The sequence below is a fragment of the Achromobacter sp. UBA4530 genome (assembly GCF_002388205.1).
GTDB lineage: Bacteria > Pseudomonadota > Gammaproteobacteria > Burkholderiales > Burkholderiaceae_B > Achromobacter > Achromobacter animicus.
Genome location: NZ_DGMA01000031.1, coordinates 43,147 through 69,713, shown reverse-complemented (window position 1 = coordinate 69,713; position 26,567 = coordinate 43,147). Strand labels below are relative to the sequence as shown.

Sequence of the window (26,567 nt, the reverse complement as noted above, 5' to 3'; positions counted from 1 at the left end):
TGATCGGCGACACCATCGAGGCCGACATGATCGGGCCACGAAAATTCGGCATTCACGGCTATCACCTTGACCGGCACGCGGCCACGTCAAAGTCAGCGGACTCCGTTCAATCGCTAAGCGACGTGCTTACGCTGATGGCCGCGCGCCACTGACGAGCGGCCGGCGGCGAGATGAAGGAGACTTCACCCGCCCCGCCTCCGCCACGCCCACCACACCGCCCCGATCGGCGCAAAGATCGCCAACCACGACACGCCATCCCACACCCCATCGCCCAGCAGCGCCGACACCAGTCCCACCACCGACGCCACGCCCAGCCAGATGGGCGCGCGGAACACCTCGCCAGCCGACTGCAGGTGTTCGGTGCGCGCGCCGCGCGCTTCGCTCGTCCTGTTCATTGCGCAGCCTCCTGACGGTCGCTTTGGCGCAGCGCATTGGCGGTTTCAGCAGCATCCTCTGCCAAGGGCTTGGCAGCCGTCGCAGCCTTGGGCTTGCGCAGCCACAAGTACAACCCGCTACCCAGCACCACGATCGCAAACAGATCCAACACCGCCCAGAGGATCTTCAACGGCAAGCCGCCGTAATCCCCAAAATGCAGCGGCTGCGACAGGAACAAGGTCTTCACGTACCACGGCATTTCGCGCGTGTCGGTCAGTTCCCCATTCGTCGCGTCCACCAGCGCCGGCTTGAGCAGGCGCGAAGTCACGGGCGTATTGCCCTTCATGAAGAACGTGTAATGGTGCGGGCTGGAGAACATCGTCCCGGGAAACGCCACCAGGCTCACCGCCATGTCCGGCACCGCGGCACGCGCGGTGCGGATGGAGTCTTCCAGGTGTGCGGGTTGCGTAACCGGCGGCAGGCCGCGGAACGGCGCGGTCATTTCCGCCATCTGGTCCATCTGCCATAGGCTCAACACGACGCGATTCAAGGTGTTGATGCTGCCCGTGATGCCAACGACCAGCAGCCACACCACGGTGACGATGCCCAGCAGGTTGTGCCAGTCCAGCCATTTGACGCGGGTGCTGCGCTGGGTGCGCAGCGCGCCGAACTTCAGACGTCGCATAAAGGGGTAATACAGCACCACCCCGGACACGATGGCGACCACCATCAAGAGGCCCATTGCGCCCAGAAACAGCATGCCCGGCAGGCCGGCGAACATATCGGTATGCAGCTTGAGCATGACGTACATGAAGCCTTCGTCGGTAGCCGGCTCGTCCAGGACCTTGGCCGTGCGCGAATCGATGACAACCGCGTTGTTCTCCTCGGGCGGGGCGTCGACGGCGCTGGCCATCGAGACATACGTAATGTCGGGATGCTCGTCCTGATCCCAGAACATGTAGCGGATGACTTCGCCCGGGCGCCGTTCCAGCGCGGTCTGGGCGATCTGGTCCATGCTGGCGTTGGGCGTGCCGGCGGGCATGGGCGGCGCTTCGACCACGCCTGACAGGTGCTCGATCTCTTCGTGAAAGATCAGGGGCAGCCCGGTCAGACACAGCAGCAGCATGAAGACCGTGCAGATCAGACTGCTCCACTTGTGTATCCATGACCAGGCTTGCGTGGACATATCTGCCTCCTTAGAAGGCGATGCTGGTCGAGAACGTGTAGGTGCGCGGCGAGCCTACGAACAGATAACCGGCGGTGGCGGTTCCCCAGTAGTTCCGGTTGAACAGGTTCTCGACGTTGAAGCGGAAGGTGACGGGGGTGCCGCTGATCTTGGTTTCGTAGCGGGCACCGGCGTCGACGCGGGTCCAGCTTGGCACCGACAGGCTGTTGTCGGCGTTGGCATACGTTCTGTCGGTGTAGATGACGCGGCCCAACACCGTCAAGCCGGGAACGAAGGGCGTATCCCACTCGGCGCCCAGGTTGAATTGCCAGTCAGGCACACCGATGGCCTTGTTGCCCTGAAGGTCGGGCGTGGTGGCCTTGTTGATGACGGCGTCGATATAGCTGATGCCGCCCAACAGACGCACGCCCTTGGTGACTTCGCCGGCAAAGCTGGCTTCCACGCCGCGGTTGCGCTGTTCGCCGAACTCGCCGAAGGTGTTGCCAGAGATGCCGGAGCTGGGCCGCGTCAGCTCAAACAGGGCGACAGTGGCCAGCATGTTGTCGTTCAGGTTGTACTTGACGCCGATTTCCTTCTGCTTGGACTTGAACGGCGACAGCGTCTCGCCCGGGTTGGTGATGGCCGCGCTGGTCGGCGCGGTGTCGCCTTGGGACAGGCCTTCGACGTAGCTGGCATAGACGGACAGGTCCGGCCGCACCTTGAAGACGACGCCGGCCAGCGGCGTGGTCGCGCTCTTGTCGTAGCGCGGGCCGCTGGGCTCGCCGTTGGTGAAGTTGTAGTTCTGGCCCTGCACGTTCTGGCGGCGCACGCCAAGCGTCAACTGCAGCCGGTCGTCCATGAAGCCCAGGGTGTCGGCCAGCGCATAGCTGGTCAGCTTGACGCTCTGGTAACGGTTCAGCGGATTGCTGACGCCCGAGATGGACGGCGTGTCGAAGGTGTTGCCGGCGTAGATGTTGGAATTGCCGGGCGGGAAACCGGTGTTGAAGCCCAGGTCGGAGTCCTGGTCCAGCAGCGTGTAGCTGAAGGCGACCTTGTGGCTCACGGGGCCGGTCTTGAAATTGCTGCGCAGGCCGGCTTCGGTGGACTTGCTGTCCACCGTCATCCGCTGCCAGCCGCCGAAAAATGAGTAATCGCCCTGCGAATTCTGCAGCACGGGGTTGGCGGCAAAGGCGTCCCAGTCCAGCTTGCGCTGGCCGTAGCCCGCATAGGCAGTCAGGTAGTCCGTGATGTCGTATTCGATCTTGAAGACGCCAGCGGTATTGCGGCCGTCGCTCCAGCCCAGGCCGGGATACGGATTCTTGTTGCTGGGCGCCTCGGGAATCGAGGTCAGGTCGTCGCCAAGCTGGAACTGGCGCACGACATTGTCGATGCGTTCCTTCTGCCAGATCAGGTCCAGGGACGACCGCAGTCTTTCACCGCGATAGTCCAGTGCAACCGAGCCGAGCGCTTCGCGCGTGGACTGGTCCTTGATCGGCGTGTCGCCGTCGCGCAGCATCCCGTTCACGCGGATGCCGAACGCGTTGCCTTCGCCGAAACGGCGGCCGACGTCGGCATGCACGCCAAAGACGGAGTCCGACATGACTGAGCCCGTGAGCCGGGTGATGGGCTCATCGGTCGCGCGCTTGGGCACCAGGTTGACCACGCCGCCCACGCTGCCGCCCGGCGTCATGCCGAATAGCGCCGCGGACGGGCCCTTGATGATCTCCACGCGTTCCAGGGTCTCGACCGGTGCGCGCCAATATGGCGTCAGCCCGAACATGCCGTTGAACGCGAAGTCTGCAGTCGGCACATTGAAGCCGCGGATGGTCAGGTCTTCGTTGATGTTCGAACGCGCGCTGCTCATGCGCACGGACGGATCCATAGTGGCGACGTCGGCCACGGAACGCGCCTGCTCGTTCTCGATGGTCTGGGCGGTATAGCTGGTGACGCTGAACGGCGTGTCCATGACGGACGTGTTGCCCAGGATGCCCATGCGGGCGCCGCCGCCGATCAGGCCGCCGGCGATGGGCGCAGGCGCCTCGCCCAGGGCGATCGGGGCACTGGTCACGGTGACGGTGGGCAGGACGGTGATCCCGGCGGGAGCCGGGGCCTGCGTCTGCGCGGAAACCGACGCGGCATAGAGCGCGGCGCTGCCCGCCAGTGCCTGCTTCACTGCCAGGGCGACGCCCTTCTGCCTGCCTTGACGGCCTTTCGATGCTTTACCCACAGCCCCACCCCATGCGTTCTTTTATGTAAAACGCGCATGATAAGCATTCTTATTAGTTATCGCTATGGGGGGTTATCTTGATGTGGCATCGGCGCATCAATCGTGGAATCTGTGCCGGCGGCCCTAAGAGTCATCCAGATGGCCTCATCCATCGCTTGAGGCGGTCGTCTTAAGTTTCTGCGCCGGCGTTTCAGGCTCCAGGATTGCGGTCCACGTATACCAGCCCCGCCGCGGCCAGCTTTTCCCGCATGCCATAGATATCCAGCCCCAGTTCCCCGGCGGCCAACCGCTTGCGTTTGGCCGTCTCGTTAATCAGCCGCGCATCGCAGGCGTCAGCAACCTGCGCCGCACGCTCGCGCGGCACGATGCACACGCCGTCGTCGTCGGCGATGACGACATCGCCGGGCTGAACGAGCGCGCCCGCGCACACGACCGGCACGTTCACCGACCCGGGCGTCGCCTTGACCGTGCCCTTGGCAGAGATGCACTTCGACCACACGGGAAACTGCATGTCCTTCAGCGCCGCGACATCACGGCAGCCCGCGTCGATGACAAGCCCCTGTACGCCGCGTGCGCGCATCGAGGTGGCAAGCAGTTCTCCGAACATGCCGTCCTCGCTCGACGACGCGCAGGCCACGACGACGATATCGCCCGGCCGGCAGAGTTCGATCGCAACGTGCAGCATCCAGTTGTCGCCCGGCTGCGCCAACACCGTCACGGCGCTGCCTGCGATGGATGCGCCTGCGTACACGGGCCGCAGGTAGGGTTGCAGCAGGCCGGTGCGATGCTGCGCCTCGTGTGCGGTGGCCACGCCTGCCGACGCCAGGCGTGCGATGACCCTGCTGTCGCCGCGGTCGATGTTCCTGACGGCAATGCTCATGCAAGCTCCCCGGTGACTTGCGGGAACACGCGCTGATAGCCTTCGGCGTACTTGATCTTCAGGTTCGAGTTGCGCGATGCCTGCACGCCGCGCTGCAAGGCGACGCGGGTGTAGTACTCCCACAGGTGCTCCTGCGCGGCCATGGTTTCGAAGGCCCGGCGCTTCTGGTCCCAGACTTCGGAGATATCGAACAGCACTTCGGGCTTCCACTCGCACTGCTCGGGCTGGTGCGGCTCGAACAGAAACACGGGCGGCGCGCCCAGCACCGCCTGCTCGGGATGGTGCCCGTGCGCCTGCGCAATCACGCGAGCCTCTTGTGCGACGTGCGTGGCAAGCGGATGGTCGAAGTTGTAGGGGTCTTTCTGCGAATGCGTCAGCACGAATTCCGGCTGCAGTTCGCGGTACACATCCACCAGTTCAAAAAGCGCCTCGTCCGAGACGCGCAGCGGATAGTCGCCGCAGTCCATGAACCGGATGTCCGCGCCCAGGATGTCGGCCGCCAGACGCGCTTCGTCGCGGCGGTCGGCCTTGACGCGTTCCAGCGTCATGCCCGGCTGCTTCCACAGCTTGGCGGATTCGCCGCGTTCGCCGAACGACAGGCAGACCACGGTCATTTTCCAGCCGCGTTTGGCGTACAGGGCGATGGCGCCGCCCGCGCGCCAGACGAAGTCCGCGGAGTGCGCGCTGACCACCAGCCCGTTCTTTTGCCGTTCCATTTCAGTTCCTCTATGCATGGTTGCCGGCCGGACCCGCCCTGCGGACCCGTACCAGCGCGAGCGCGGTCAATCAGCCTTGATGCCCGCGTCCTTGATGACCTTGGTCCACTTGGTGGTCTCCGCTGCCACGAATTGGCCGAACTGCTTGTCCGTACCGGGCGTGACGACCGCGCCCATTTCGCCGAAGCGCTGCTTTACGGCGGGGTCCTTCAATGCGGATTGCAGCGCGGCATTCAGCTTTGCCGTGACCTCGGGCGGCAAATCCTTGGGGCCGATCAAGCCCCACCACACCGTGGCCATCGCGCCCGGCAGGCCTTGCGACACCACCGTGGGCACCTCGGGCAGCATGCTTGCCGGCTCGTCGTCCAGCACGGCCAATGCGCGCAGCTTGCCCGCCTTCACGTGCGAGACGACTTCCAGCGGGTTGATGGACATGAAGGAAATCCGCTGCCCCAACAGGTCGGTGACCGCGGGTGAACCGCCTTTGTACGGCACATGCAGCGCCTTCATACCGCTCTCGCGCTTGAGCAGTTCGCTGGCCAGATGGCCGGAGCTGCCGTTGCCGGCCGACGCGTAGGTCAGCTTGTCGGGATGCGCGCGGCCATAGTCCGTCAGGTCCTTCAAGGTCTTGAACGACGACTCGACCGGCACCACCACGGCCAGCGGCGCGTAACCGATGGCGCCCACGGGGGTGAAGTCGTGCGCGGGATCGAAGGTCAGCTTGGAGAACAGCGCACCGTTGGCGGCCAGCGTATTCGACGCGGTCAGCAGCGTGTAGCCGTCCGCCGGGGCGCGCGCCACGGTGTCCATGCCGATATTGGTGGCCGCGCCAGGTTTGTTTTCGACGATGATCGTCTGCTTCAGCGCATCACCCATCTTCTGGCTGACCAGGCGGGTGACGATGTCCACGCCGCCGCCGGCGGCATACGGCACCACGATACGGATCGGCTTGTCGGGGAAATTGGCCTGCGCGGCAGCCGGCAGCGGCGCCAGCATGGCGGCGATCAGTGCGCCCACGCCTGCGGCGGCGGCAAACGTGCGGCGGGACCGGGAGGGCTTGAAAGCCTTCATGGTTGTCTCCTGTGTCGTTATACGTGTTGGTATGCCCGAATGATGCGCGGCGTACACTCATATCGTCCAATACCGTTTTTCAAGATCATCTATTTGCTTTCCAAATCAATATGGATTTCCGCCAACTGCGTTACTTCGTCGCCGTCGCCGAGGAACTGAGCTTCAGCCGGGCCGCGCGCCGGTTGCACGTCAGCCAGCCGCCCCTCAGCCTGCAGATCAAGGCGCTGGAAGAAGAACTCGGGGCGCCGCTCCTGACCCGCACGAGCCGCAGCGTGGAACTGACGCAGGCGGGCGCGCTGTTCTTGGACCAGGCGCGCCGCGCGCTGTCCCACCTGGAACGCGCCGGCGAGGTCGTGCGGCAGTCGGCGCTGGGAGAAACCGGCGAGATCCGCGTGGCATTCACGGCGTCTGTGCCGATGTTCGACGCCTTTCCCCGCATCGTGCATGCCTTTCGCACGGACTTTCCCGGCGTGGGCGTGGACTTGAGCCATCAGTCGACGGGCCAGCAATTGCGGGCGCTGGCTTCCAAAGACATCGACGTGGGATTTCTGCGGCCATCCATCCTGTTCGTGCCGCCGCCCAACATCGCGACGCTGCCGCTGTGGACCGACCGGCTGATGGCCGCCCTGCCGCAATCGCATCCGCTGGCGCGCCGTGACACGCCGCTGTCAATGACGGACCTGGCAGACGAATCCTTCATCCTGTTCCCGCGCGGACTGGGCTGCGGCCTGTTCGACCACGTGAGCGTACTGGCCAACCGGGCGGGCTTCGCCCCGCAAGTCGGCCAGGAGGCGCGCGAAGGCGCAACCATCATCGGTCTGGTCGCGGCGGGGATGGGCATTTCCATCCTCCCCGACACCTACATGAAAACGGGCATTCCCGGCGTGGCCTATCGCGAACTGGATACGCCAGACGCCCAAAGCCAGGTGCTGCTGGCGTATCGTTCGGAAGACGGCTCTCCGCTGGTGCAGCGGTTCCGCGAGACCGCTTCGGCCGTGCAGTAGACGGCAGAGGCCGCGGATCGCAGTGGTGATTCAAAGACCCCCGCCATGACCCTCCGCCTCTTCGCGCTCACCCTTTCCGCCATGCTGGCCTTTGCCGGCAATTCCCTGCTTTGCCGCCTCGCGCTCAAACAGACGGCGATCGATCCCACCACCTTCGTTGTCATCCGCGTTGTGTCGGGTGCGCTGATGCTATGGCTGGTGCTGGCACTGCGACGGCAGTCCGAGCGTCTGGAAGGGTCCTGGGCGGGTGCGTTGGCGCTGCTGGCATATGCACTGGCGTTCTCCTTTGCGTACACGCATATTCCCGCCGGCACGGGCGCCCTGCTGCTGTTTGGGGCGATCCAGATCAGCATGATCCTGTACGGCCTGGCGATTGGCGAACGATTGGCGCCGCTGCAATGCGTTGGCATGGCGTTGGCGATTGCCGGGCTTGTCGCGTTGATGCTGCCCGGTACGGACGCGCCACCCGTGTTCTACGGATTCCTGATGATCCTGTCCGGCGTGGCGTGGAGCATTTATTCGCTGCTGGGCCGGGGCGCAAGGAATCCGGTGGCGGCAACCGCCGGGAATTTCATCCGCGCCGCGCCGGTTGCGCTGGCGTTGTTGCTTGCGCAGTTCGTCATGTCGCACGTTCGGCTCGACGCCGCCGGCGCCGCCTATGCCGTGGCGTCTGGCGCGTTGACGTCGGGCCTGGGGTACATCCTCTGGTACGCCGCGCTGAAACGGTTGAACGTGACGCGCGCCGCCACCGTGCAGCTCAGTGTCCCGGTGCTGGCGGCGTTGGGCGGGACGCTGTTTCTGAATGAACCGCTGACGGTTTTGCTGGTGGCCGCGTCCGCGCTCGTGCTGGCGGGCGTGTCTCTGGTGATTCTCAACAAGCGCGTGGCTTGAATCGCCTCGGCCATCGCCATGAAGGGCAGACCGCCGCGGCCATCAACGGCCCGCATTGCAGTCCGCCCTTCAGCGCGCAGGCTACCAGCGATACCCGACGTTCAGCATGCCGCCGTAGCCCCGCTGACCGCCGTTTCCAGCCTGGCCGAACAGCTCGCCGCCAACCTGCCACGACTCGCGGACATTTCCGGCCACGCCGATTCGCAGTTCCGCCGCGTCGCGCATCGGCGTTGCCTGGAACGTCGAGGCGCCCACGTTGGCTTTCGCGCTGCCCGAGTTATGCAGCCAATTGGCCTCGACGTAAGGCCGCACCGGCGACGTGGCGGCGTCGTTGCCAAGCGGGTACGCCCGGACACCCACGCGCGAAGTGACCGAACTGGCGGGCGAATTTTTCAGCGTCATGCTGGGCAGGACGGCGTCCTGGGCGTTGTAACGCGTATAGGCCAGTTGTGCCTGCGGCACCACCACCATCGAACCCAATGCCGAATCCGCAGCGAAGGGCTTGAAGGCGTAGCCGGTTTCCACCGATGCGGTCCAGGTGTTTGAACGGTAACGGGCCGAGCCCAGTTCGCTATTGATTTCGTTGGAGTAGCGGCCGAACTGCAACCACGAGTCGGCGTACGCGCCCAGGCGGGTGGCATCGTCGGCGTAAGCCGTTGCATAGACGCCCACCGAATACCCGGTGACCTTGCCGCGGGCGTCAACGCGCATCGCCATGCCGGTACCGGGGTGGATGAGCTGGGAAGTGGCGTTCGTGCGTGCATCGCCCGCGCCGGCCATGACGCCTGCCTTGAGGACGCCTTGCTGACCCAGGCGCGTGCTCAACAGGTCGGCGCCCAACTGCAGCATGGCGGTGTCGGTATCGATGCTTACCCGGCCTTGCTGAAGTTCCATTCCGGTATGGCGCGCGCCCTCGGTACGTGCCCACAACTGCCGGGATGCCGCACTGGCGGGTGCAGACTGGCCGGCCGACGTTTGCGCCACGCTACGATCCGCCAGGCGATGTACGAACATGCGGGTGGCTGCGAACTGGTTGCCGATGTGCGCGCCGCTTTCCGGGGAGACGTTCTGCAGCGTGCCCGGGGCAGGACCGGTGGCGCCGCCGCCACTACCGGGAGGTGTCGTCCCCCCACTGCCAGGCGGCGTTTCGGTGCCACTGCCAGGCGGCGTTTCAGTGCCGCTGCCCGGCGGAGTTTCAGTGCCGCCGCCAGGAGGCGTTTCAATGCCGCCGCCAGGAGGCGTTTCGGTGCCACTGCCCGGCGGCGTTTCGATGCCGCCACCAGGAGGTGTCTCAACGCCACTTCCGGGCGGCGTCTGACCGCCCGGGTCCGTGGCGCCGCCTTCTTCCGGCGGCGTCGTTGACGTCAGATACCAATCGGACGCCACGCCGCCCGTGCCGCCCTGAACCAGGAAATAGTCGTAGCCATTGAGCGCCAGGCTAATGGTTGAAGGCCGATAGCCAGTCGAGTCCGCGTCCAGATAAAAAGCATTGCCTGAAATGGTGGCCCCGTTGGTGGCTTGCACGAGCCGGATGCCTTGCGTGGTCAACGCGCCTGCGCCGCCTGCATTCAAGACACGCAGCCCGGTGGTGCCCGTGACCGCGCCGCCGTCCACGACGAGCCGGTCGGTCAGGGACGTGTCGTCGCCCAGGTGGGTATTCATGACCAAGGTGCCGCCGCCGATGTAGTCGGACACGGTCAGCGTCTTGAATCCAGATTGCGCACCGGGAGACACGAACTGCACGACACCCGCGTTGGTCAGGGTCTTGACGGCCGAATCGCCGCGCATGTTCCAAACGCTGCTGGCGTCTAACTTGACGCTGTCCACCGAACCCTGCCCCGCGCGCACCGCGCCGGTCCACTCACTGCCGCTGGCCAGGTCAATATCGACGCGGCCGCTGTCGGAGGTCAACACGTCGCCCGTCATGAGCGCGCCTGTGGCGTTCAGGGTGACGCGTTGCGTCTGGTACGGTTGCCCGGGGACGATTCCCGCGCTGGGGGTCGCCTGCGTTCTAAGCAGGATGCCGCTGGCTTCGTCGCCGCCGGCTCGGGCCACCACGGTGGCGTTCTGAACGGTGATGTCGTGGTCTCCACCCCTGACGAGAAACCCCACACCATCGTGGGTCTGGAGGTTGCTGCCGTTCGACAATACGAGCGAGTTGGCGCCCTGCGGCTCGTAGCGCACGCTCTGCACGCCGTTTGCGTTCTGGCCCGTCATGATGACTTGCGTGTCGCTCAGCGAAACCGTCGTGTCGCCGGCGCCGATGTTTCCAAGCATCTGCACGCCGATCGAGCCTGTGGATTGCCCGTTCAACTGCGAATTGACAGCGTCGATGCGTGCCTCGTCGGTTGCCCGAAGCGCTGCGCCCGCGCTGCCGGACACGTCCACGGTAACCCCGTCCAATGTCACTTGCGTGCCGCGATGGTTGGCACTCACGCCTACCGCATTCATGGCTTCGGCCAGGATATGCGTTCCCACGGCGTCGATCGTTGTCGTCGCCGTGTCATCGATCGAGTGTGCATACAGGCCGGCGCGTCTTCCGCGTAAGGTCCCGCCTTCAATCTGTACCGCCCCATTGCGGCTTCGGATCGCATACAAGTCCGCACGGATGTCCAGGTTCTTTCCGGTCATCACATGGTTGTTCATCACCGTGACGCCCTCGTTGAACGCGACGGCTTCGCTGCCGATCGTCACGTTCGTCAAAGACGCCGAAGACACACCGGTTTGCGTCGTCTCGTTATACAAGAGCACGCCGAAGCTCACCGAATGCGGACCAGCAACCACCGTATCCGTCACGGTCAGGCTGGAACCGTCGATAACGGATATCTGGCCTTCAATGGTGCTTCCTTGAATGGTGACGATGGCGTTTTGCGAGATATGCATGGTTGCCGCCGTGGCGTTTTCCGTGCTTCCTGCCTTGACCTGGCTATCGGTCAGCAACAGCGTGCCTTCTTGCACCGAAAGGTCCGCCCCGGTCGCCGCGCCCATGTCATCCACGCTGGACACAATGACGTTGGACAGTTCGACGCGCCCGCCTGACTGGACGCGCACGCCATAGCTGTTGACGCCATTGAGATCAATGCTCTTGATCTCCAGGTCACTTGCCGTGATGACACCCCCATCGGAAGCCCGGACTGTCCCCAGGAAACCGCCCGATCCCGACACGGCTCCGCCAAGCAGTTCGATGCGGCCCGCATCGGTCGCAAGCACGGTCGTTGCCTCTGAGGATAGGAGGGAGATGTCGGCGTGGATAGCGCTATCTTCCAGGGACGCAGACAATGCAGCGCCGGCTTGCGTCTGGATCGTGCTGCTCGCCATCCTGATCTTGCCGCCGCCGTAGGCATGCGCGCCCCGGCCGTCTCCTTCGGTGGTCAGCGTAAAACCAGCGCCGGACACGCTATTGCCGTGGTTGACACGAATTGCATCTCCCGTGCTGACCGTAATGCTCGACCCGGGGACCACCACCACTGTCACGTTGCCTTCTGGGTCATCGAGGAGGATCGGAGATATCGGCGCCGCCAACACCATCAAGGGAAAGGCCGGGATCGTGGCGGCGAGAATCGCCGCGACAACCGGGGAAAGGGGGAAGTGCATTGCAAGCTCCGTAACCCGTGCGCGGCTTCGGAGATGCGAAAAGCCAGATGCCGGCCAATTGCAGCGCCGCAGAACCGCCACGAAAAAAAGCAACCATTCTCTTGACGCCCCGCAAGCTCGCACATCGAAAGACTTCTAAAGCTCGCTCCCCCTCTTGCAAAAACGCGGTAACACGCAACAATTCAGACCAGTTCCCGAAACAATGTGCAAAACCGGGGCCGTCCCGGTGTCCGGACGAAAAAAGGGCCGCTTCGAAAAGCGGCCCGCAAACCCAGTCCCGCACCGGGACGGATACTCAAATAACGTGTCTCACACGCTGTCCAGCACGGAGCGGTCCACATTGGCCGCCGCAGACGCCGCGTCCTGCATCGCTTCGATGAACACGGGCGCGCACAACCCAGCCACCACCGCCGCCAGATCCGGATCGATATCGTCATAAGCGTGACGCGCGGCCAGCATGTTCAGCGAGCCGATCACCCGCCCCGCGTGCCGCACCGGAATGTTGAAGGCTGACTGCAGCCCGCGCTCGATCAGCATCGGGGCCTCGGAGAAAACGGTACGCACGTCGTCTTCGTTGCTGGCGACATACAGGCGCCCTTCTTCCAGCACCAGTCGGGACCACGGACCGTTGCCAGTGGCCTTGAAGCCGCCCAGCGGGCTGATGCTCTCGTCCGACGTATGCAGACGCTTCATCAGCCGGTGGTCCTGCAGGTACAGCAACGCAGTGAACAGCTTGTGACCAAAGCAGGCGTGCAGCAGGTTGGAGATCACGCTCCACTGCGCCTGCCGGTCCGCTGCCAGCGCCAGATCGCGCGCGTGCCCGGCCAGCGGCCGGAATGCGGAGCCCTTCGTCATGCGTTGATCTCCTCAAGCACGACGCCACGCGTGTTCTTGCCGTAGAACAGGATGCCCAGGCCGCCGACCAGCAGGATGGCGGTCATCATCGCGAATACGCCGGCAAAGCCCAGGACCGGGTACGCGACGCCGACGATGGTCGGCGATGCGATGGACCCGATGCGGGCAAAGGCCGAGGCCGCGCCCATGCCGGTGGCTCGGATGGACGTGGGATAGATTTCGGCGGTGTACGTGTACTGGCCGGCGATCACGCCATTCATGCCGAAGGACAGCAGCATGCTCAGCATGATGATCTGTTGCTCGCCGCTGGCCAGCGCCAGGCCCAGGGCGGACAGGCACGACAGCAGCATGTAGGCCAGGATGGTGTATTTGCGGCCGATCTTGTCGTTGAAGTACGCGGCCGAGAAGTAGCCGGGGATCTGCGACAGGTAGATCAGGATGGTGTACGAGAAGCTCTTGGTGATGGTGAAGCCGCGCTCGACCAGCAAGCTGGGAATCCACACCAGGAAGGCGTAGTAGCAGAACAGCACGGTGATCCAGAACACCCACACCAGCACGGTCGTGCCCAGGTATTCCTTCGAGAACAGCTGCGCCAGCTTGGCCATCGCGGTCTGCTGCGGCGCGGCGGTGGCAGTGGCCTTGCGCGTAGCAACGGGCGTGGGCAGCGGGCGGCCGGTGCTCTTCAGGACTTCGGCTTCGATGGCTTCGCAGATGCGGTTGGCTTCCGCGGTCTGGCCGGTGTGTTCAAGCCAGCGCGGCGATTCAAACAGCGACTTGCGCCACCACAACAGGAACACGACGGGAACAGAAGCGATGATCATGATCCAGCGCCAGCCGTCGTCGCTCATCGGCACGATGAAATAGCCGAGCAACGCGGACATCACGAAGCCGAACGAGAAGAAGCCGGCCAGCGCGCCGGTGAAGCGGCCGCGATACTTGCTGCTGACGAATTCGGCCAGGTACGGCGCGATGATGGCGCCTTCAGCGCCCATGCCGATGCCGGCAATCATGCGCAGGATGTAGAACTCGTGATAGTTGCGGGCAAAGGCGTTGAAGAACGTGGCGACGCAGAACAGCAGCAGCGCCCACATCATGATCTTCTTGCGGCCGTAGCGGTCGCCCAGGATGCCGGAAAACAGCGCCCCGACCAGGAAGCCGACATAGGTGCTGCTGGCGATCCAGCCGATCTGGCCGGTGGTCAGGCCCCACTGCGTGCGCAGCGAGGGAATGATGAAGGCGATGATGCCAGCGTCCAAAGCTTCAAAGGCCAGGCCGAGGCCGCCGATCATCAGCAGCCGGAAATGAAAGCTGCTGAAGGGCAACCGCTCCAGGCGGTCGGATACGGAAAACATGATGGGGGAAATTCCGGAGTAAAGAAGAGGGGAACGAAGCGGTCGAACGTCAGCAGGCGTTCTTGTGCAGCAGGCCGCGGTTCATGATGAGCTTGATCGAATCCGGCTTGGTCAGCAGTTCGATGTCGTCCAGCGGATTGCCGTCGATCAGCAGCAGATCGGCGTAGGCGCCTTCGCACACTTCGCCCAGCAGGCCTTCCTGGTTCAGGATCTCGGCGCCGATCAGCGTGGCTTGCTGGATGACCTTGGCGTTGCCCAGCACGCGGCTGCGCAGCACCAGTTCGTCGGACTGCATGTAGTGGGTTTCGCCCAGCAGGTCGCTGCCGTAGCCCATCTTTACGCCGACGTCGTCCAGGATCTCCAGCGCGGTCAGGCCCTGCGTGCGCACGGTGGCGATCTTCTTGACCGAGTCCAGCGGCAAGCCGTAGCGCTCGCCGTCGTTGGCCAGACCTTCGTAGGTGATCAGCGTGGGCACCATGTAGGCGCCGTGTTCCTTCATGACCTCGGCGGCCTCACGGTCGACGAGGTTGCCGTGCTCGATGGTGCGCACGCCGCAGCGCACGGCACGCGTGATGGCGCGCGGGGTGTAGGCGTGGGCCATCACGTAGGTGTTGGCGTTGCTGGCCTCTTCCACAATGGCGATCAGCTCGGCTTCGGAGAAGCCCAGGTTCTGGATGGGATCGTTGGGCGATGCCACGCCGCCGGACGCCATGACCTTGATCTGCGTGGCGCCCTTGAGGATTTCCTCGCGCACGGCCAGGCGGCAGTTGTCGACGCCGTCGACCACGCGGCCGATGTTGCCGATCTTGACCGAGCATGGGCAAGGATCCAGTTCGTCGTTGCGCTGGCGGAAGTCGCCATGGCCGCCAGTCTGCGACAGGGCCTTGCCCGAGCAGAAGAGACGCGGGCCGTCGATGGTGCCGTCCAGCACGGCCTGCGCCAGCGCCCAATCGGCGCCGCCGGCGTCGCGCACCGAGGTGAAGCCGCGGTCAAGCATGCCCTGCATGATGGGCAGCGCGCGCAGCAGCGCCAGCGCATTGGGCAGGGCCGCGACGCGGCCCAGGTTGAACGACGACGCCACCACGTGCACGTGGCAGTCGATCATGCCGGGCATCAAGGTCATGCCCTTGGCGTCCACCACCTGCGCATCCGCCGGCGCCGTTGCGTCGGCGGCGATGCGGGTGATGACCCCGTCCTCGACCAGCACGGTCGAAGCGGCTTCGAGGGCCAAGGTTCGGGTATTGAGGATCCTGCAATTCTTGATGACAACCGGATTCATAAATCAACCACGTAAACAGTTCAAAACGCCGGGAAATCGCGGCATGCCGAACTCTACCGGTACAATTCCGGGGTCCGATACCGGGTCTCCCCCTATGCGTTCGACACAAATTTGAAGAGCCTTATGAGCTTTACTCATACCCCCCTATGAGACGCCGCTGCCCCACCCTGTCCGAATTGAACGCGTTTTCCGCGGCCGCTCGGCATCTGTCTTTCTCGAAGGCGGGCAAGGAACTGTTCGTCACGCAAAGCGCCATCAGCCGGCATATCGCCACGCTGGAAAGCTACCTTGGCCACGCGCTGTTCATTCGGGGCACGAACGGGTTGCAGCTCACGCGCATGGGCGCCACCTACCTCAGCCTGATCCGGCCGGCGTTGCATACGCTGGAAAGCGCCACGTCGCAGGTCATGGCGACGCAGCAGTCGGCAAAATCCCTGAATGTCTCGGCCGCCCCCACGTTTGCGGCGCAATGGCTGTTTCCGCGTCTGAAGACGTTCCGCGAGGTCAATCCGGACATCTCCATCAATTTCGTGCGTTACAGCGTCGCGGATTACAAGAGCACCGAGCTGGATTTCGATGCCTCCATCCAGTACGGCTATGGCGACTGGCACGACGGCGCCGCCAAGTATCTGACGGGCCGCGAAACCCGCCTGGTGTGCTCGCGGGAATACCTGGATCAGCATCCGATCAGCAGCCTGGAAGACATCAAGCAGTGCACGCTGCTGCAGCACATCGAGATTCCGCTGTCCTGGGAATACTGGTTTTCGACGTACCTGGGCGATTATGACCGCGCCCGTTTTGGCCCCGGCTTCAATCTGTTTTCAATGATTATCCAGGCCGCGTCGTCCGGCTTTGGCGTGGCGCTGATGCCGCACTGCCTGATCGAAAAGGAATTGGCCACGGGGCAGCTGGTCGACATATTCGACCGCACCTTTGAAAGCCCGCTTGGCTATTATCTTTGCGCGCCGAACTGGCGCAGCAACATGGAAAGCTACGAGCGGCTGAGCCAGTGGCTGGCGCATGAGTGCTTTCATGGCGGCGGCACTGCGCCTGCGGGGCAGGCGCCAGGAAAGCCGGATCTTGGCAAACCTGCCAACGGACAAGCGTGCGCGACCGATTGCCCGTATTGCGTGGCGGCCGCGTAGACGGTCCGCGCGGGATGCGCGCGGCGGTCTGGATCATGAAGGGTCCTGAAAGGGTCGCGGGCATCGCGGGCGGAATCATTGCCGCCAGTCGCGCAGGTAATCAAGGAAGATGCGGTCCACGCGCGCCTCGTTGCCGTCGGAGTGCCCAGCCGAATGCGGCGTGGCGATCACGTTTGGCAGCGTCCAGAGCGGCGATGCGGCGTCCAGCGGCTCGTGTTCGAAGACATCCAGAAAGGCGCCAGCCAGCGCGTGGGCGCGCAGTGCCTCGATCAGGTCGGCTTCGGCAACGACTTCGCCCCGCGCGACGTTGATGAGCCGGGCGTGCGGCGCCATGGCGGCCAGCACGCGGGCGTTCACCAGGCCGCGCGTACGGTCGCTCAAGGGGCACGCCAGCACCAGCCAGTCGGCACGGCCCGCAATGTGCGGCAGGTCTTCAAAGGCGTAGGTCTCCACGCCGTCCGCGGGCGGCGCGGCCGCGCTGCGCACGGCGATGACGTTCAGTCCCAGCATCCGCAGATACCCGCCCAGCGCGCGGCCGATCGGGCCCCATCCCACGATCACCGCGGTCTGCCCAGGCAGATCGCGCGGCATCCGGTCACCGATCAGCGGCGTCCAGGTTTGGGCACGCTGGGCGTCGAACAAGCGCGGAAACTCGCGCGCCAGCGCCAGAATCCCGGCCAGCGCGGTCTGCGCCACCACCTGCGCGTTGGCGCCGGACGAGGTGGTGACACGCACGCCGCGGGACTTCAGTTCGCCAAAGATCGGCCGGTCCGCGCCCGCCGAGTGCACGTGCACCCAGGCCAGCTTCGGCGATTGACGCAGCGAGACGTAGAAGGCTTCAAGCGGTTCCAGGACGCGATGCTTGGTCGACAGGCCGGTCACATCGCGCGAGATGAAAGCGACGTCGACACCGGCGGGCGCGTTGCCCTGCGTCCGCGCCGCGATGACGGGTTCGAACGCGCGTCCATCCAACGCCTGCGCGATCTCGCTGCCGATGCGGCTTAGCGTCGGTTCGGACATGAGGATCCGCAGCGGTTGTTGTGGTGTGGTCATGGGCGGCAGCCCACGCGCGAAAACCATGATGCGGTCTGCGATACATCTGCACTGCTCATCTCGGATTGCTCCCTCTTGCACGCGATGACGGCGGCACGGGACGCCGAGTCGAAGAAAATTCTAGAGCGCGCTTTTCTTCACTACAAATTGTTGGTTTTTACTTATTATTCGTTTTTGCCAATATATAGAGCGGTGGCGAAGCATGTCGACCAAGCGCAGCATCACCCTGCGGCACTTCCGCAGTTTCGTGGCGGTGGCCAACACCGGCTCGTTCACCGTGGCGGCGTCGCAGCTCTTTCTGACGCAGTCTTCGCTGACCGCGACCATCCAGCAATTCGAAGACGCCGTGGGCGTCAAACTGTTCGACCGCAGTACGCGGCGCGTGGCGATGACGCCGGAGGCCGCCCGCTTCAAGGCGGAGGCCGAGCGCATCCTCAGCCAGTTCGACGGCGCGCTGAGCGACCTGGAGGCGTTGTCGCAGGGCCGCCAGGGACACGTGCGGATCGCGGTGGTGGCATCGGTCACCAACTACTTTCTGGGCGACGCCATCGCGGCCTTTCGCCAGGCCTATCCCAAGATCACGTTTTCACTGCACGACGCCGGCTCGGAACTGGTCGAGAAGATGATCGCCAACGGCGACATCGACTTTGCGATTTCGACCTCGCATCATGGTTTGGAAGAGTTGGTTTATACGCCGCTGTTCGAGGACCGCTACGGCGTAATCTGCGCCGCGTCGTATCCGTACGCGCAAGGCGCAAAGCCCTTGAAGTGGGCCGACCTGGACCCGGCGCAATACGTGGGGTTTACCCAAGACACCGGCATCGGCGCGTTCCTGCGCGCACACGCCGGCAAGCCGGGGTTCTTCGAGCAGCAGCACGATGAGGTGTCGCGCACGTCGTCGCTGCACGCCGTGCTGCGTGGCGGCGGGCGATATTCGATCCTGCCGGCGCTTGCGGCCAGCTCCATCGCGCCGTCGCAGACGCTAGGGAGCGAGCCGGGGCCGTTCGTGTTCCGGGAACTGAGTTCGCCCCGGTTGTCGCGCGAGGTCTGTCTGATCACGCGACGCTTGCGGTCGCTGTCGGCAAGTTCGGAACTGTTCCTGCAGTACATCCGGGACGTCATCCACGACAAGCCGGTGCCAGCGGGGGTGAAGGTGCTGGGCAGAAGGACCAAAAAGGCGCCGCCTTCCGGGGTCTGACAGGAACGCCCCAATGCTCATCCCGGTTGCGGTCCGCCCCCCCGCAACAACTTGCCCGGCAGCTCTCCCGTTGCCTCGCCGCGCTCGAAGATCGGCAGGCCGTTGACCAGCGTGGCCGCATAGCCATCGGCACGCTGCACCAGCCTGCGCCCGCCTCCCGGCAGGTCGAACACCATTTCCGGGCAATGCACCTTCAGCGCATCCGGGTCGATGACGTTGATGTCGGCCTTGTATCCCGGCTGCAACAGCCCGCGATCATGCAAGCCATACACCAGCGCGGTATCGCGGGTCTGCCGGCGCACCACGTGTTCAAGCGGCAGGAGCGGGCCTCGGCGACGGTCTCGCGTCCAGTGGCTGAGCATGAAGGTCGGCATGCTGACATCGCAGATGTAGCCGCAATGTGCACCGCCATCGGACAGGCTGTTCACCGTGTTGGCGTGCTGCATCAACTGGTGCAGGTGATCGAGGTTTTCGTATGAGTAGTTGAAGGACGGATAGTAGAGAATCGCCCGGCCCTCGTTCTCCAGCATCAGGTCATACACCAGTTCCAACGGCGGGCGCCCGGTGCGCGCCGCCATGGCCGCCACGCTGTCTTCCGGCAGCGGCTCGTAGTCGGGGTTCTGGCCCAGCCGGTAGATCTTGTGAAAGCTGCTGAACAAGGTCTCGGCCCGGCGGTCCAGCAGGCCGCGCTGCTCGCTCATGATTTTCTGGCGGACCTGCGGATCGCGCAGTTGCGCGAGCTTTTCTGGCAGGGGCAGCGCGTGCAGCGCCTGATAGGTCGGATGGGCAATGAAGGGATGCAACGAGCTTTGCCAGGAGAACAGGATGCCCAGCGGCCGGCCGCTGATGCCGGCCATGAGCGGCACGCCTTCATCGCGCGCCTTGTCCAGCGTGCGCACGATCTGCTTCCAGACGTCAGGCGCGCCGTCGGTCTGCTGAAGGTTGAACAGCACCGGCAGACGATTGTGGCGGGCAAGCTGTTCCAGCCAGGGAATCTCGCCCTCCATCGCGGGATGGTTGGCCGTCATCTGGAACACGCCGTGGCCGACTTCGCCCATGACGGAGCCCAGCGCGCTGATCTCTTCGCCGGTGGCGAACGTGCCCGGCGGGTATTTGCGCTCGTCGTACTTGTGCAGGAACGTCCGCGACGTCGAAAAGCCGACCGCCCCCGCCTGCAAGGCGGCGCGCACGACCTCGCGCATGGCCAGCAGGTCGGCGGGCGAGGCCTCGTCGTGATGAATGGCGCGGTCGCCCATCACGTACGCGCGCACCGCGCTGTGCGGAATCTGCGCCCCGATATCCAGCGCCTTGGGCCGCCGATCCAGCGCATCCAGATACTCGGGAAAGGTTTCCCAGTCCCATTCGATGCCTTCCGACAGCACCGAGCCCGGAATGTCCTCGACGCCCTCCATCACCTTGATCAGCCATTCGCGCCTGTCGGGCTTGACCGGCGCAAAGCCCACGCCGCAGTTGCCCATGATGGCGGTGGTGACGCCATGCCATGTCGACGGGCTGAGGTAGGGGTCCCACGTCGCCTGGCCGTCGTAATGGGTGTGGATGTCGACCCAGCCCGGCGTCACCAGCGCGCCCGCCGCGTCGATCTCTCGCCGCGCGGCGCCTGCCTTGCCGCCGGCCTGTACGATCCGGCCGCCGTCGATGGCAAGGTCGCCCACCCGGGCGCTGGCGCCTGAACCGTCCACCAGCGTGCCGCCGCGTATCACTACATCGTGCATTGTTGTCTCCTGGGGCCCGGGGGCCCGTCAGCCTTATTCCAATACCAGCCCGATCCGGCGGATCACGTCGCCCCACCGCGCGCTGTCGCGCTGCACGATGGCCGAGAATTCCTTCGGCCCGGCGCCGCTGACCTCATTGCCTTGCGACAGGATGGTCTGGGTGATTTCAGGGGTTTCCAGCGCGGCGCGGAACACCTGGGCCACGCGTTCGGCCAGTGCGGGCGGCATGTCGCCCGGACCGAAGATGCCTTGCCAGCCCACGATGTTCAGACCCTCGATCCCCTGTTCCTCCAGCGTCGGCAATTCAGGCAGCACGCTCAGGCGCCGGTCCGTCGCCGGGCCCAGCAGCTTGACCTTGCCCGCGCGGGCGTTCTCGACCGCGGTGGCGGTGCCGTCGAAGTAGACCTGCACATCGCCCGCCAACAGCGCGCGGCTGGCGTCGGCGGTGCCCTTGTAGGGCACGTGGACGATGTCGGTGCCCGTTTTCATCTTGAGAATCTCGCCATTCAAGTGGGATGTCGACCCGGCGCTGTACGAGGCGTAGTTGAGCTTTCCGGGATTTGCCTTGGCGTAGGCAATCAGCTCGGCGGTTGTGGAGAACGGCGCGTTGTTGTTGGCAACCAGCACGGTTGCCGACCTGACCGCCTGCAGGACCGGCGTGAAGTCCTTGACCGGGTCGTACGGCAGCTTTTTGTACAGATGCGGATTTTGCGTGTGCGTGACGACGATGGTGTACAGCAGCGTATAGCCGTCCGGCTTGGCGCGCGCCACGTCCTGCGCGCCGATCATCGTGCCCGCGCCCGGCTTGTTGTCGATGATGACGGAGGCGCCGGTCTGCTGCGACACCTTGGCCGCCAGCATGCGCGCCAGCGAATCCGAGCCCGACCCCGCCGGAAACGGCACGACCATGCGTATCGGCTTGCCCGAGGCAGGCCAGGCGTCGGGTTGCGGGGATGGCGCCGCGACGGCCGCCGTACAGGCCAGCATGCTCAGCGCAGCGGCTGCGCTCCAGCCCGCCAGATGGAATATCGGCTTGCGGTTCATGTTGTCTCCTCCTGCGAGGTTGGCGTGTCGCGGGGCCGCGCATCGCTCTGTATGGTGTTTTCCCGGGTGCTTGCAACATTTGCTGCCGGCCCGTGGTCAAGCTGTTTTAGTCTTGCAACTGACGCGAATCAATTGCATATTTGGCGCAGTTCCGATGAGAAAAACACATGGGCCTGACGATACGTTCGCTCCAGCACTTTTCCGTCCTCGCCGAAGAGCGGCACTTCTCTCGGGCGGCCCAGCGGCTGCATCTGACGCAGTCGGCGCTGACGCGCAGCATCCAGTCCCTTGAAGAGACGCTGGGCCTGGTGCTGGTGGATCGCGCGTCGATCGGCGTGACGCCGACGCAGGCAGGAAAAATGGTGCTCGATCGTTCGCGCCGCATCCTGGGCGATGTTCTCGCCCTTCGGCGCGAGGCCGAATTGATGAGGGGCCACGACACGGGACGCGTCAGCTTCGGGGTCGGGGCCTTTCCGGCGGCGGGGTTTCTGTCGCCGCTGCTGGTCCGCCTGGCACGCGATCACCCGGGCCTGAGCGTGCATGTAGAGATCGAAAGCTGGCAGCGGCTGTTGGACAAGCTGTTGCAGGACAAGCTGGACTTTGCCGTGGCGGTGACGCACAGCCTGCCGCCGCCGGCGGACTTCATCGTGCGTGCGCTGCCACCGCAGCACGGCGGCCTTTTCGTGCGGGCCGGGCATCCGCTGCAATCGGTCCGAAAGCCAAAGTTACGTGCCGCGTTGGCGCAATATCGGCTGGCTGCCACCGACCTGCCGCAACGCGCGCGAGAGTATCTGGCAAAGCTATATCAAGTGGCCGGCGTGGATGAACTGCCGATTGCCTTCGAGTGCGATAGCGTCAGCGCGCTGCGCGACGTGGCCGTGGGGAGCGACGTGGTGCTGTTCTGCACGCGCGAGGCCATCGTCGCCGAGCTGGCGCAAGGGGCGCTCGTGCCGTTGCCCCTGCCCTATCCGGCCTCCGGCCCGCTGACCTACAGCGTCATCCATCGCGCCCGCCGCAGCTTGTCGCCTACCGCGGAACGGATCATCACATTGGTGCAGGCGTATCTGGCGGGCGAAGGGACTGACGGGACGGCGGACTGATCCCTGAGCGATGGCGCGGTGTCATTCCCCGCGCCACGCGATTCACACACCCGCCCCCGGATCCTGCTCGCGCCGCTCGGCGTCTTCCTGCGCGGCCACGTCTTCAAGCTTGACCTGACTGGTGCTGCCGTGCGTGGCGGCGCACTGCGCGGGATTCTGGGTGCTTTTGACGCATTCCGCGAATGCGAGCGCCGCGTCCACGGTCGCGAAGTGATACGACTGGCCGTCGGCGAACGCGACCTTTCCTTCGACAGAACAATCCATAAGTGCCTCCAGGGTTTTGGAAAGCCCATGCTGCCGCGTTGGCGCGGCGGCGTCAATTCACCCGGCGAGGCAGCACCGCCCGCATCCATCGCGACAGCACGGGACGGATGCGCTGGTTGTGCAGCAGCACCGCGCCCAGCACGCCGATGAAGGCGCCGAGCACCGTGTCCACAAAGCGTGCCTCGATGACGTCGATGGGATAGCCCTGCCCCAGATGCGGCGCCTCGGCCAGGAAGATGGTCAAGGGCGTGATCAGCACAACTGCGCTGGCGTAGTGCCGCACCACCAGCGTCTCGATGCCGAAGGACAGCGCCATCATCACCAGGCTCAACGTCCAGACGTTGAGCGGCAGGCTGAGCAGCGCCCACGCCACGCACAGTCCTACCGCGGTGCCCAGGATGCGGTGCATCTGCCGGCTCCATGCCGCGCGCAGGCTGGCGCCCTGAATGATCGCCAGGCAGCTCACCGGCACCCAATAGGGCCGTTGAAGCTGCAGCAGTTCGGCCGCCAGCAAAGAGATACCGACGAAAAGGCCGATGATCACCGAGTCGTAGACCACGAAATCGAAGGTCGGCTTGGGCAGTTCCATGGGCGCGGGCGGCGGCGCGACGCGCGTCATATGCAGTGAATACGCAAAGGCCACCAGGCAGGCGACCAGGCAGCCCAGCGCCACCATGCCCACGCGCAGCGGCACGTCGTGGACGGTGCCGGGCGTGTACGCGGCAATCGCCGTGGCCATGATGAAGAACAGGCTGCCCGGCGGTCCCAGGCGGTAGCAACGGCACACCATGTTCACCACCATCGCGATCAGCGTCAGCGCCGCGATCGTGGCAGTGGGCCAGAACTGCGTCAGCGCGCCCAGCGCATAGCAGGCCACCATGCCGAACGACGCGGCCAGCAGCATCATCATGCGGATCTGCAACGAGGCGTTGGGCAGGCTCAGGAACACCATGCCGCCCAGGCTGGACATCAGCCCGTAGTCCATGCGCCCGAAATACGCGCCCACCATCAGCGGCAGGCCCGACGACAGCGCGGCGGCCAGGGGCATCTCCCACGGGCGGTCGCTGGCGTTGACCCGGGTCAGCTCGGTCCAGGTGCCGTGCAACTGGTCCTTGACGAAGGCGAAGGGGCGCCTCGAGCGGTCGTCCGGCCCTGCGGGATCGTCGTGTCGTTTCATAGGCTGGCGTGGGTGCGGTCTGGCGTATTCGGCCCGCCGGCCGCCGCGGGCAAGCGCGGCGCGACGAGCCGCGCATGCCCGATTCTATTCCTCATCAAATTCCGTCTTGCGGATTTAAGGGGAATTCCCCGATTCTCCCTCCCGGACCCACTGGTACTATGCGCCGCACTTCAGCCTTCGGCTGAGCGATAAACATGCGCAACGCTGCGCGGAGACACCATGAAAGCACTCAAACTGGCTGCGGCAGGAACCGCCTTGTTCATCTCGTCCTGGACCGCCCATGCCGGCGCGACCTTCGACGCGGTCAAAAGCAAGGGCTTTGTCCACTGCGGCGTATCCACGGGCGTCGCGGGCTTTTCCGTGAACGACAGCAAGGGCGGCTGGATCGGCCTGGACGTGGACCTGTGCCGCGCGCTGGCCATCGCCCTGTTCGGCGACGCGTCCAAGGCCAAGATCCAGGCGATCAGCGCCGTGCAGCGCTTCACTGCCCTGCAATCCGGCGAAGTCGACGTGCTGACCCGCAACACCACCCTGACGCTGACCCGCGACACGACGCTGGGCCTGATCGGCGTGGGCGTCAACTACTACGACAGCCAGGGCATCATGGTGAACAAGTCCCTGGGCGTGAAAAGCGCCAAGGAACTGGAAGGCGCCACCGTCTGCGTGCAGCCGGGCACCACCACCGAACTGAACCTGGCCGACTGGTTCCGCTCGCAGAACGTGAACTTCAAGCCGGTCGTCGTCGAGCGCCTGGACGAGATCATCCGCGCCTTCGCCGTGGGCCGTTGCGACGCATTCACGGGCGACAAGTCGCAGCTCGCCGCCGCGCGCAGCAACCTGGAAAGCCCGGAAAAATACGACATCCTGCCGGAGAACTTTTCGAAGGAACCGCTCGGCCCCATGGTCCGCCAAGGCGACGAGCAGTGGTTCAACCTGGTCCGCTGGACCATGAACGCCATGCTGGAAGCCGAGGAATACGGCGTCACGTCCAAGAACGTGGACGAGATGCTGAAAAGCACCAACCCGAACATCCAGCGCCTGCTGGGCGTGACGCCGGGCATGGGCAAGAACCTGGGCGTGGACGACAAGTGGGCCTACACCATCATCAAGACCGTCGGCAATTACGGCGAGAGCTTCGAGAAGAACCTGGGCCCCAACAGCCCGCTGAAACTGGAACGCGGGCTTAACGCCTCGTACCGCAACGGCGGCCTGATGTACGGCTGGCCGGTGCGCTAAAAAACGGGCCGCAAGGCCCGCAACGACTCCCCTAGGGTTAGCCGCAATTTGCGTGCGCTTGTGTGCCCCGTACCGTACGAGAAATATGTTTATCGTACAAAGTCCGGATCACATTTTTGGAGCAGCACGTGAAGCAGTAGGTCTATAACCCAAGGGGAAGTCGTCATGAAACGTCGCAGTGCGTTGAAGCTGATGGGGGCCGCCGCCGGCCTGCACCTGACCGGCGCAAGCTGGGCACAGAACGGGGCGTATCCGTCCCGCGTCATCAAGATCATCGTCTCATCCACCCCAGGCAGCGCCACCGATCTTGCGGGACGGTTGGTCGGCGACCTGCTCTATGCCGAGTACGGCCAGAGCGTGGTCATCGAAAACCGCGCCGGCGCCGGTGGCGTCATCGGCATGCAGGCCGCCGCCGCCTCCAAGCCTGACGGCTACACCCTCACCACCGGGGGTCTTGGCCACAACGTGCTGCCCCCCGCCACGCTGCGCGGGCTGCCCATCGACATCCCCACCGCACTGCTTCCCATCGCCCAGGTGGCCGAGTTCGTCAACGCGCTCGTCGTGCGGGTGGACCATCCGGCCGATACGGTGCCTGAGCTGATCGAATACCTGCGCGCCACGAAGCGCAAACCGCTGTACGGCAGCAATGGCGTCGGCAGTTCGTCGCAGATGACGGCCGAGCTCTTTGCCATGCGCACGGGCCTGAAGTTCGATCATGTGCCGTACAAGGGCGCCAGCGAGGCGCTGGTGGGCACGGCCAACGGCGACCTGGACCTCTGTTTCATGAACCTGCCGCCCACGCTGCCCATGGTGGACGGCAAGCGCCTGAAGGCGCTGGCGGTGACCAGCGCCTACCGCGCGCGGCAGTTGCCCAATGTGCCGACGATGCAGGAACAGGGCATGAAGGACTTCGACGTGACGAGCTGGCTGGGCATGTATGCGCCCGCGCAGGTGGACCCGGCGATCATCGCCCAACTGTCCAACACCATCGTCACCGGGCTGGCCGCGCCGGAATACCAGAACCGCATCATCAACGCCGGTTTTGAACCCAAGTTGCGCGACGCCGCGCAGTTCCAGGCATTCTCCAAGGCGGAGTTCAAGCGTTGGAGCGAGGTCGCGCAGCAGGCGGGAATCGTGGTGGATTACGGCGGGAAATAGGGAAAGGCGGGACCGGCTGCATGCGCCGGCCCCGCCATGTCAGCCCCATG

At 64.8% G+C, this 26,567-nt stretch carries 22 protein-coding genes; 7 read left to right on the top strand and 15 right to left on the bottom strand.

What is annotated here, in order from left to right; genetic code table 11:
• Nucleotides 1–182 precede the first annotated feature (182 nt).
• The 6 genes from B2W22_RS21500 to B2W22_RS21475 all read right to left on the bottom strand — a co-directional run bounded on the left by B2W22_RS21500 (nucleotide 183) and on the right by B2W22_RS21475 (nucleotide 6,434).
• Entirely contained in the window at nucleotides 183–395 is a 213-nt protein-coding gene (locus B2W22_RS21500) for a hypothetical protein (RefSeq protein ID WP_175122292.1), read from the bottom strand.
• Nucleotides 392–1,561: a PepSY-associated TM helix domain-containing protein gene (locus tag B2W22_RS21495; protein ID WP_175122291.1), complete on the bottom strand. Its 1,170-nt coding sequence runs from the start codon at nucleotides 1,559–1,561 to the stop codon at nucleotides 392–394. Before B2W22_RS21495 ends, B2W22_RS21500 begins: the two co-directional genes overlap by 4 nt.
• Before the next feature lie 10 nt (nucleotides 1,562–1,571).
• Complete coding sequence (locus B2W22_RS21490; RefSeq protein WP_175122290.1) at nucleotides 1,572–3,767, bottom strand: TonB-dependent receptor; 2,196 nt, start codon at nucleotides 3,765–3,767, stop codon at nucleotides 1,572–1,574.
• A 190-nt stretch (nucleotides 3,768–3,957) separates the two neighbouring features.
• Nucleotides 3,958–4,647, bottom strand: coding sequence for a 4-carboxy-4-hydroxy-2-oxoadipate aldolase/oxaloacetate decarboxylase (locus tag B2W22_RS21485; protein WP_175122289.1), 690 nt, complete (start codon nucleotides 4,645–4,647; stop codon nucleotides 3,958–3,960).
• Nucleotides 4,644–5,363: a PIG-L deacetylase family protein gene (locus B2W22_RS21480; RefSeq protein WP_175122288.1), complete on the bottom strand. Its 720-nt coding sequence runs from the start codon at nucleotides 5,361–5,363 to the stop codon at nucleotides 4,644–4,646. The genes B2W22_RS21485 and B2W22_RS21480 overlap by 4 nt, the downstream gene beginning before the upstream one ends.
• A 66-nt stretch (nucleotides 5,364–5,429) precedes the next feature.
• The gene (locus B2W22_RS21475; protein WP_175122287.1) at nucleotides 5,430–6,434 is read right to left on the bottom strand and encodes a Bug family tripartite tricarboxylate transporter substrate binding protein; all 1,005 of its coding nucleotides are present in this window, start codon (nucleotides 6,432–6,434) and stop codon (nucleotides 5,430–5,432) included.
• Nucleotides 6,435–6,544: 110 nt separating this feature from the next.
• Here B2W22_RS21475 and B2W22_RS21470 point away from each other — a divergent pair, with 110 nt between their 5' ends.
• Both B2W22_RS21470 and B2W22_RS21465 read left to right on the top strand, forming a co-directional pair.
• A complete protein-coding gene (locus B2W22_RS21470) occupies nucleotides 6,545–7,438 on the top strand; it encodes a LysR family transcriptional regulator (protein ID WP_175122286.1) in 894 nt (297 codons plus the stop codon).
• A 45-nt stretch (nucleotides 7,439–7,483) separates the two neighbouring features.
• The gene (locus tag B2W22_RS21465) at nucleotides 7,484–8,329 is read left to right on the top strand and encodes a DMT family transporter (protein WP_286939494.1); all 846 of its coding nucleotides are present in this window, start codon (nucleotides 7,484–7,486) and stop codon (nucleotides 8,327–8,329) included.
• A gap of 81 nt (nucleotides 8,330–8,410) precedes the next feature.
• Here the strand turns inward: B2W22_RS21465 and B2W22_RS21460 are convergent, their stop codons facing one another.
• From B2W22_RS21460 to B2W22_RS21445, 4 genes are all read right to left on the bottom strand, one after another.
• On the bottom strand, nucleotides 8,411–11,923 hold the full coding sequence (locus B2W22_RS21460; RefSeq protein ID WP_286939493.1) for an autotransporter outer membrane beta-barrel domain-containing protein: 3,513 nt from the start codon (nucleotides 11,921–11,923) through the stop codon (nucleotides 8,411–8,413).
• Nucleotides 11,924–12,232: 309 nt separating this feature from the next.
• The gene (locus B2W22_RS21455) at nucleotides 12,233–12,778 is read right to left on the bottom strand and encodes a GAF domain-containing protein (RefSeq protein ID WP_286939492.1); all 546 of its coding nucleotides are present in this window, start codon (nucleotides 12,776–12,778) and stop codon (nucleotides 12,233–12,235) included.
• Nucleotides 12,775–14,130, bottom strand: a complete 1,356-nt coding sequence (locus tag B2W22_RS21450; protein WP_175122282.1) for an MFS transporter — start codon at nucleotides 14,128–14,130, stop codon at nucleotides 12,775–12,777. Before B2W22_RS21450 ends, B2W22_RS21455 begins: the two co-directional genes overlap by 4 nt.
• A 49-nt stretch (nucleotides 14,131–14,179) precedes the next feature.
• Complete coding sequence (locus B2W22_RS21445; RefSeq protein ID WP_286939489.1) at nucleotides 14,180–15,409, bottom strand: metal-dependent hydrolase family protein; 1,230 nt, start codon at nucleotides 15,407–15,409, stop codon at nucleotides 14,180–14,182.
• A 176-nt stretch (nucleotides 15,410–15,585) separates the two neighbouring features.
• On the opposite strand from B2W22_RS21445, the gene B2W22_RS21440 reads away from it, so the two are divergent.
• On the top strand, nucleotides 15,586–16,554 hold the full coding sequence (locus B2W22_RS21440) for a LysR substrate-binding domain-containing protein (protein WP_175138005.1): 969 nt from the start codon (nucleotides 15,586–15,588) through the stop codon (nucleotides 16,552–16,554).
• A 75-nt stretch (nucleotides 16,555–16,629) separates the two neighbouring features.
• On the opposite strand, the gene B2W22_RS21435 is transcribed toward B2W22_RS21440, so the two are convergent.
• Complete coding sequence (locus tag B2W22_RS21435) at nucleotides 16,630–17,574, bottom strand: D-2-hydroxyacid dehydrogenase (protein WP_286939487.1); 945 nt, start codon at nucleotides 17,572–17,574, stop codon at nucleotides 16,630–16,632.
• Nucleotides 17,575–17,809: 235 nt separating this feature from the next.
• Between B2W22_RS21435 and B2W22_RS21430 the strand changes: the two genes are divergently transcribed.
• Complete coding sequence (locus B2W22_RS21430; protein WP_286939486.1) at nucleotides 17,810–18,805, top strand: LysR family transcriptional regulator; 996 nt, start codon at nucleotides 17,810–17,812, stop codon at nucleotides 18,803–18,805.
• A 17-nt stretch (nucleotides 18,806–18,822) separates the two neighbouring features.
• Here B2W22_RS21430 and B2W22_RS21425 read toward each other — a convergent pair whose 3' ends face one another.
• Nucleotides 18,823–20,538, bottom strand: a complete 1,716-nt coding sequence (locus tag B2W22_RS21425) for an N-acyl-D-amino-acid deacylase family protein (protein ID WP_286939485.1) — start codon at nucleotides 20,536–20,538, stop codon at nucleotides 18,823–18,825.
• Between the two features lie 33 nt (nucleotides 20,539–20,571).
• Nucleotides 20,572–21,582 (bottom strand): Bug family tripartite tricarboxylate transporter substrate binding protein, encoded by a 1,011-nt coding sequence (locus B2W22_RS21420; RefSeq protein ID WP_175122277.1) that lies wholly within the window; start codon nucleotides 21,580–21,582, stop codon nucleotides 20,572–20,574.
• A gap of 167 nt (nucleotides 21,583–21,749) precedes the next feature.
• Between B2W22_RS21420 and B2W22_RS21415 the strand changes: the two genes are divergently transcribed.
• The gene (locus B2W22_RS21415; RefSeq protein WP_175122276.1) at nucleotides 21,750–22,682 is read left to right on the top strand and encodes a LysR family transcriptional regulator; all 933 of its coding nucleotides are present in this window, start codon (nucleotides 21,750–21,752) and stop codon (nucleotides 22,680–22,682) included.
• Between the two features lie 42 nt (nucleotides 22,683–22,724).
• Here B2W22_RS21415 and B2W22_RS21410 read toward each other — a convergent pair whose 3' ends face one another.
• Together B2W22_RS21410 and B2W22_RS21405 are read right to left on the bottom strand one after the other, a co-directional pair.
• Nucleotides 22,725–22,946: a hypothetical protein gene (locus B2W22_RS21410; protein WP_175137947.1), complete on the bottom strand. Its 222-nt coding sequence runs from the start codon at nucleotides 22,944–22,946 to the stop codon at nucleotides 22,725–22,727.
• A 52-nt stretch (nucleotides 22,947–22,998) separates the two neighbouring features.
• A complete protein-coding gene (locus B2W22_RS21405) occupies nucleotides 22,999–24,123 on the bottom strand; it encodes an FUSC family protein (RefSeq protein WP_286939484.1) in 1,125 nt (374 codons plus the stop codon).
• 219 nt (nucleotides 24,124–24,342) lie between these two features.
• On the opposite strand from B2W22_RS21405, the gene B2W22_RS21400 reads away from it, so the two are divergent.
• The gene (locus B2W22_RS21400) at nucleotides 24,343–25,359 is read left to right on the top strand and encodes an amino acid ABC transporter substrate-binding protein (RefSeq protein ID WP_286939483.1); all 1,017 of its coding nucleotides are present in this window, start codon (nucleotides 24,343–24,345) and stop codon (nucleotides 25,357–25,359) included.
• 165 nt (nucleotides 25,360–25,524) lie between these two features.
• Nucleotides 25,525–26,517 carry a Bug family tripartite tricarboxylate transporter substrate binding protein gene (locus B2W22_RS21395; RefSeq protein WP_286939482.1) on the top strand — a complete coding sequence of 331 codons (993 nt, stop codon included), beginning with the start codon at nucleotides 25,525–25,527 and terminating at the stop codon, nucleotides 26,515–26,517.
• The last annotated feature ends 50 nt before the right edge of the window (nucleotides 26,518–26,567 follow it).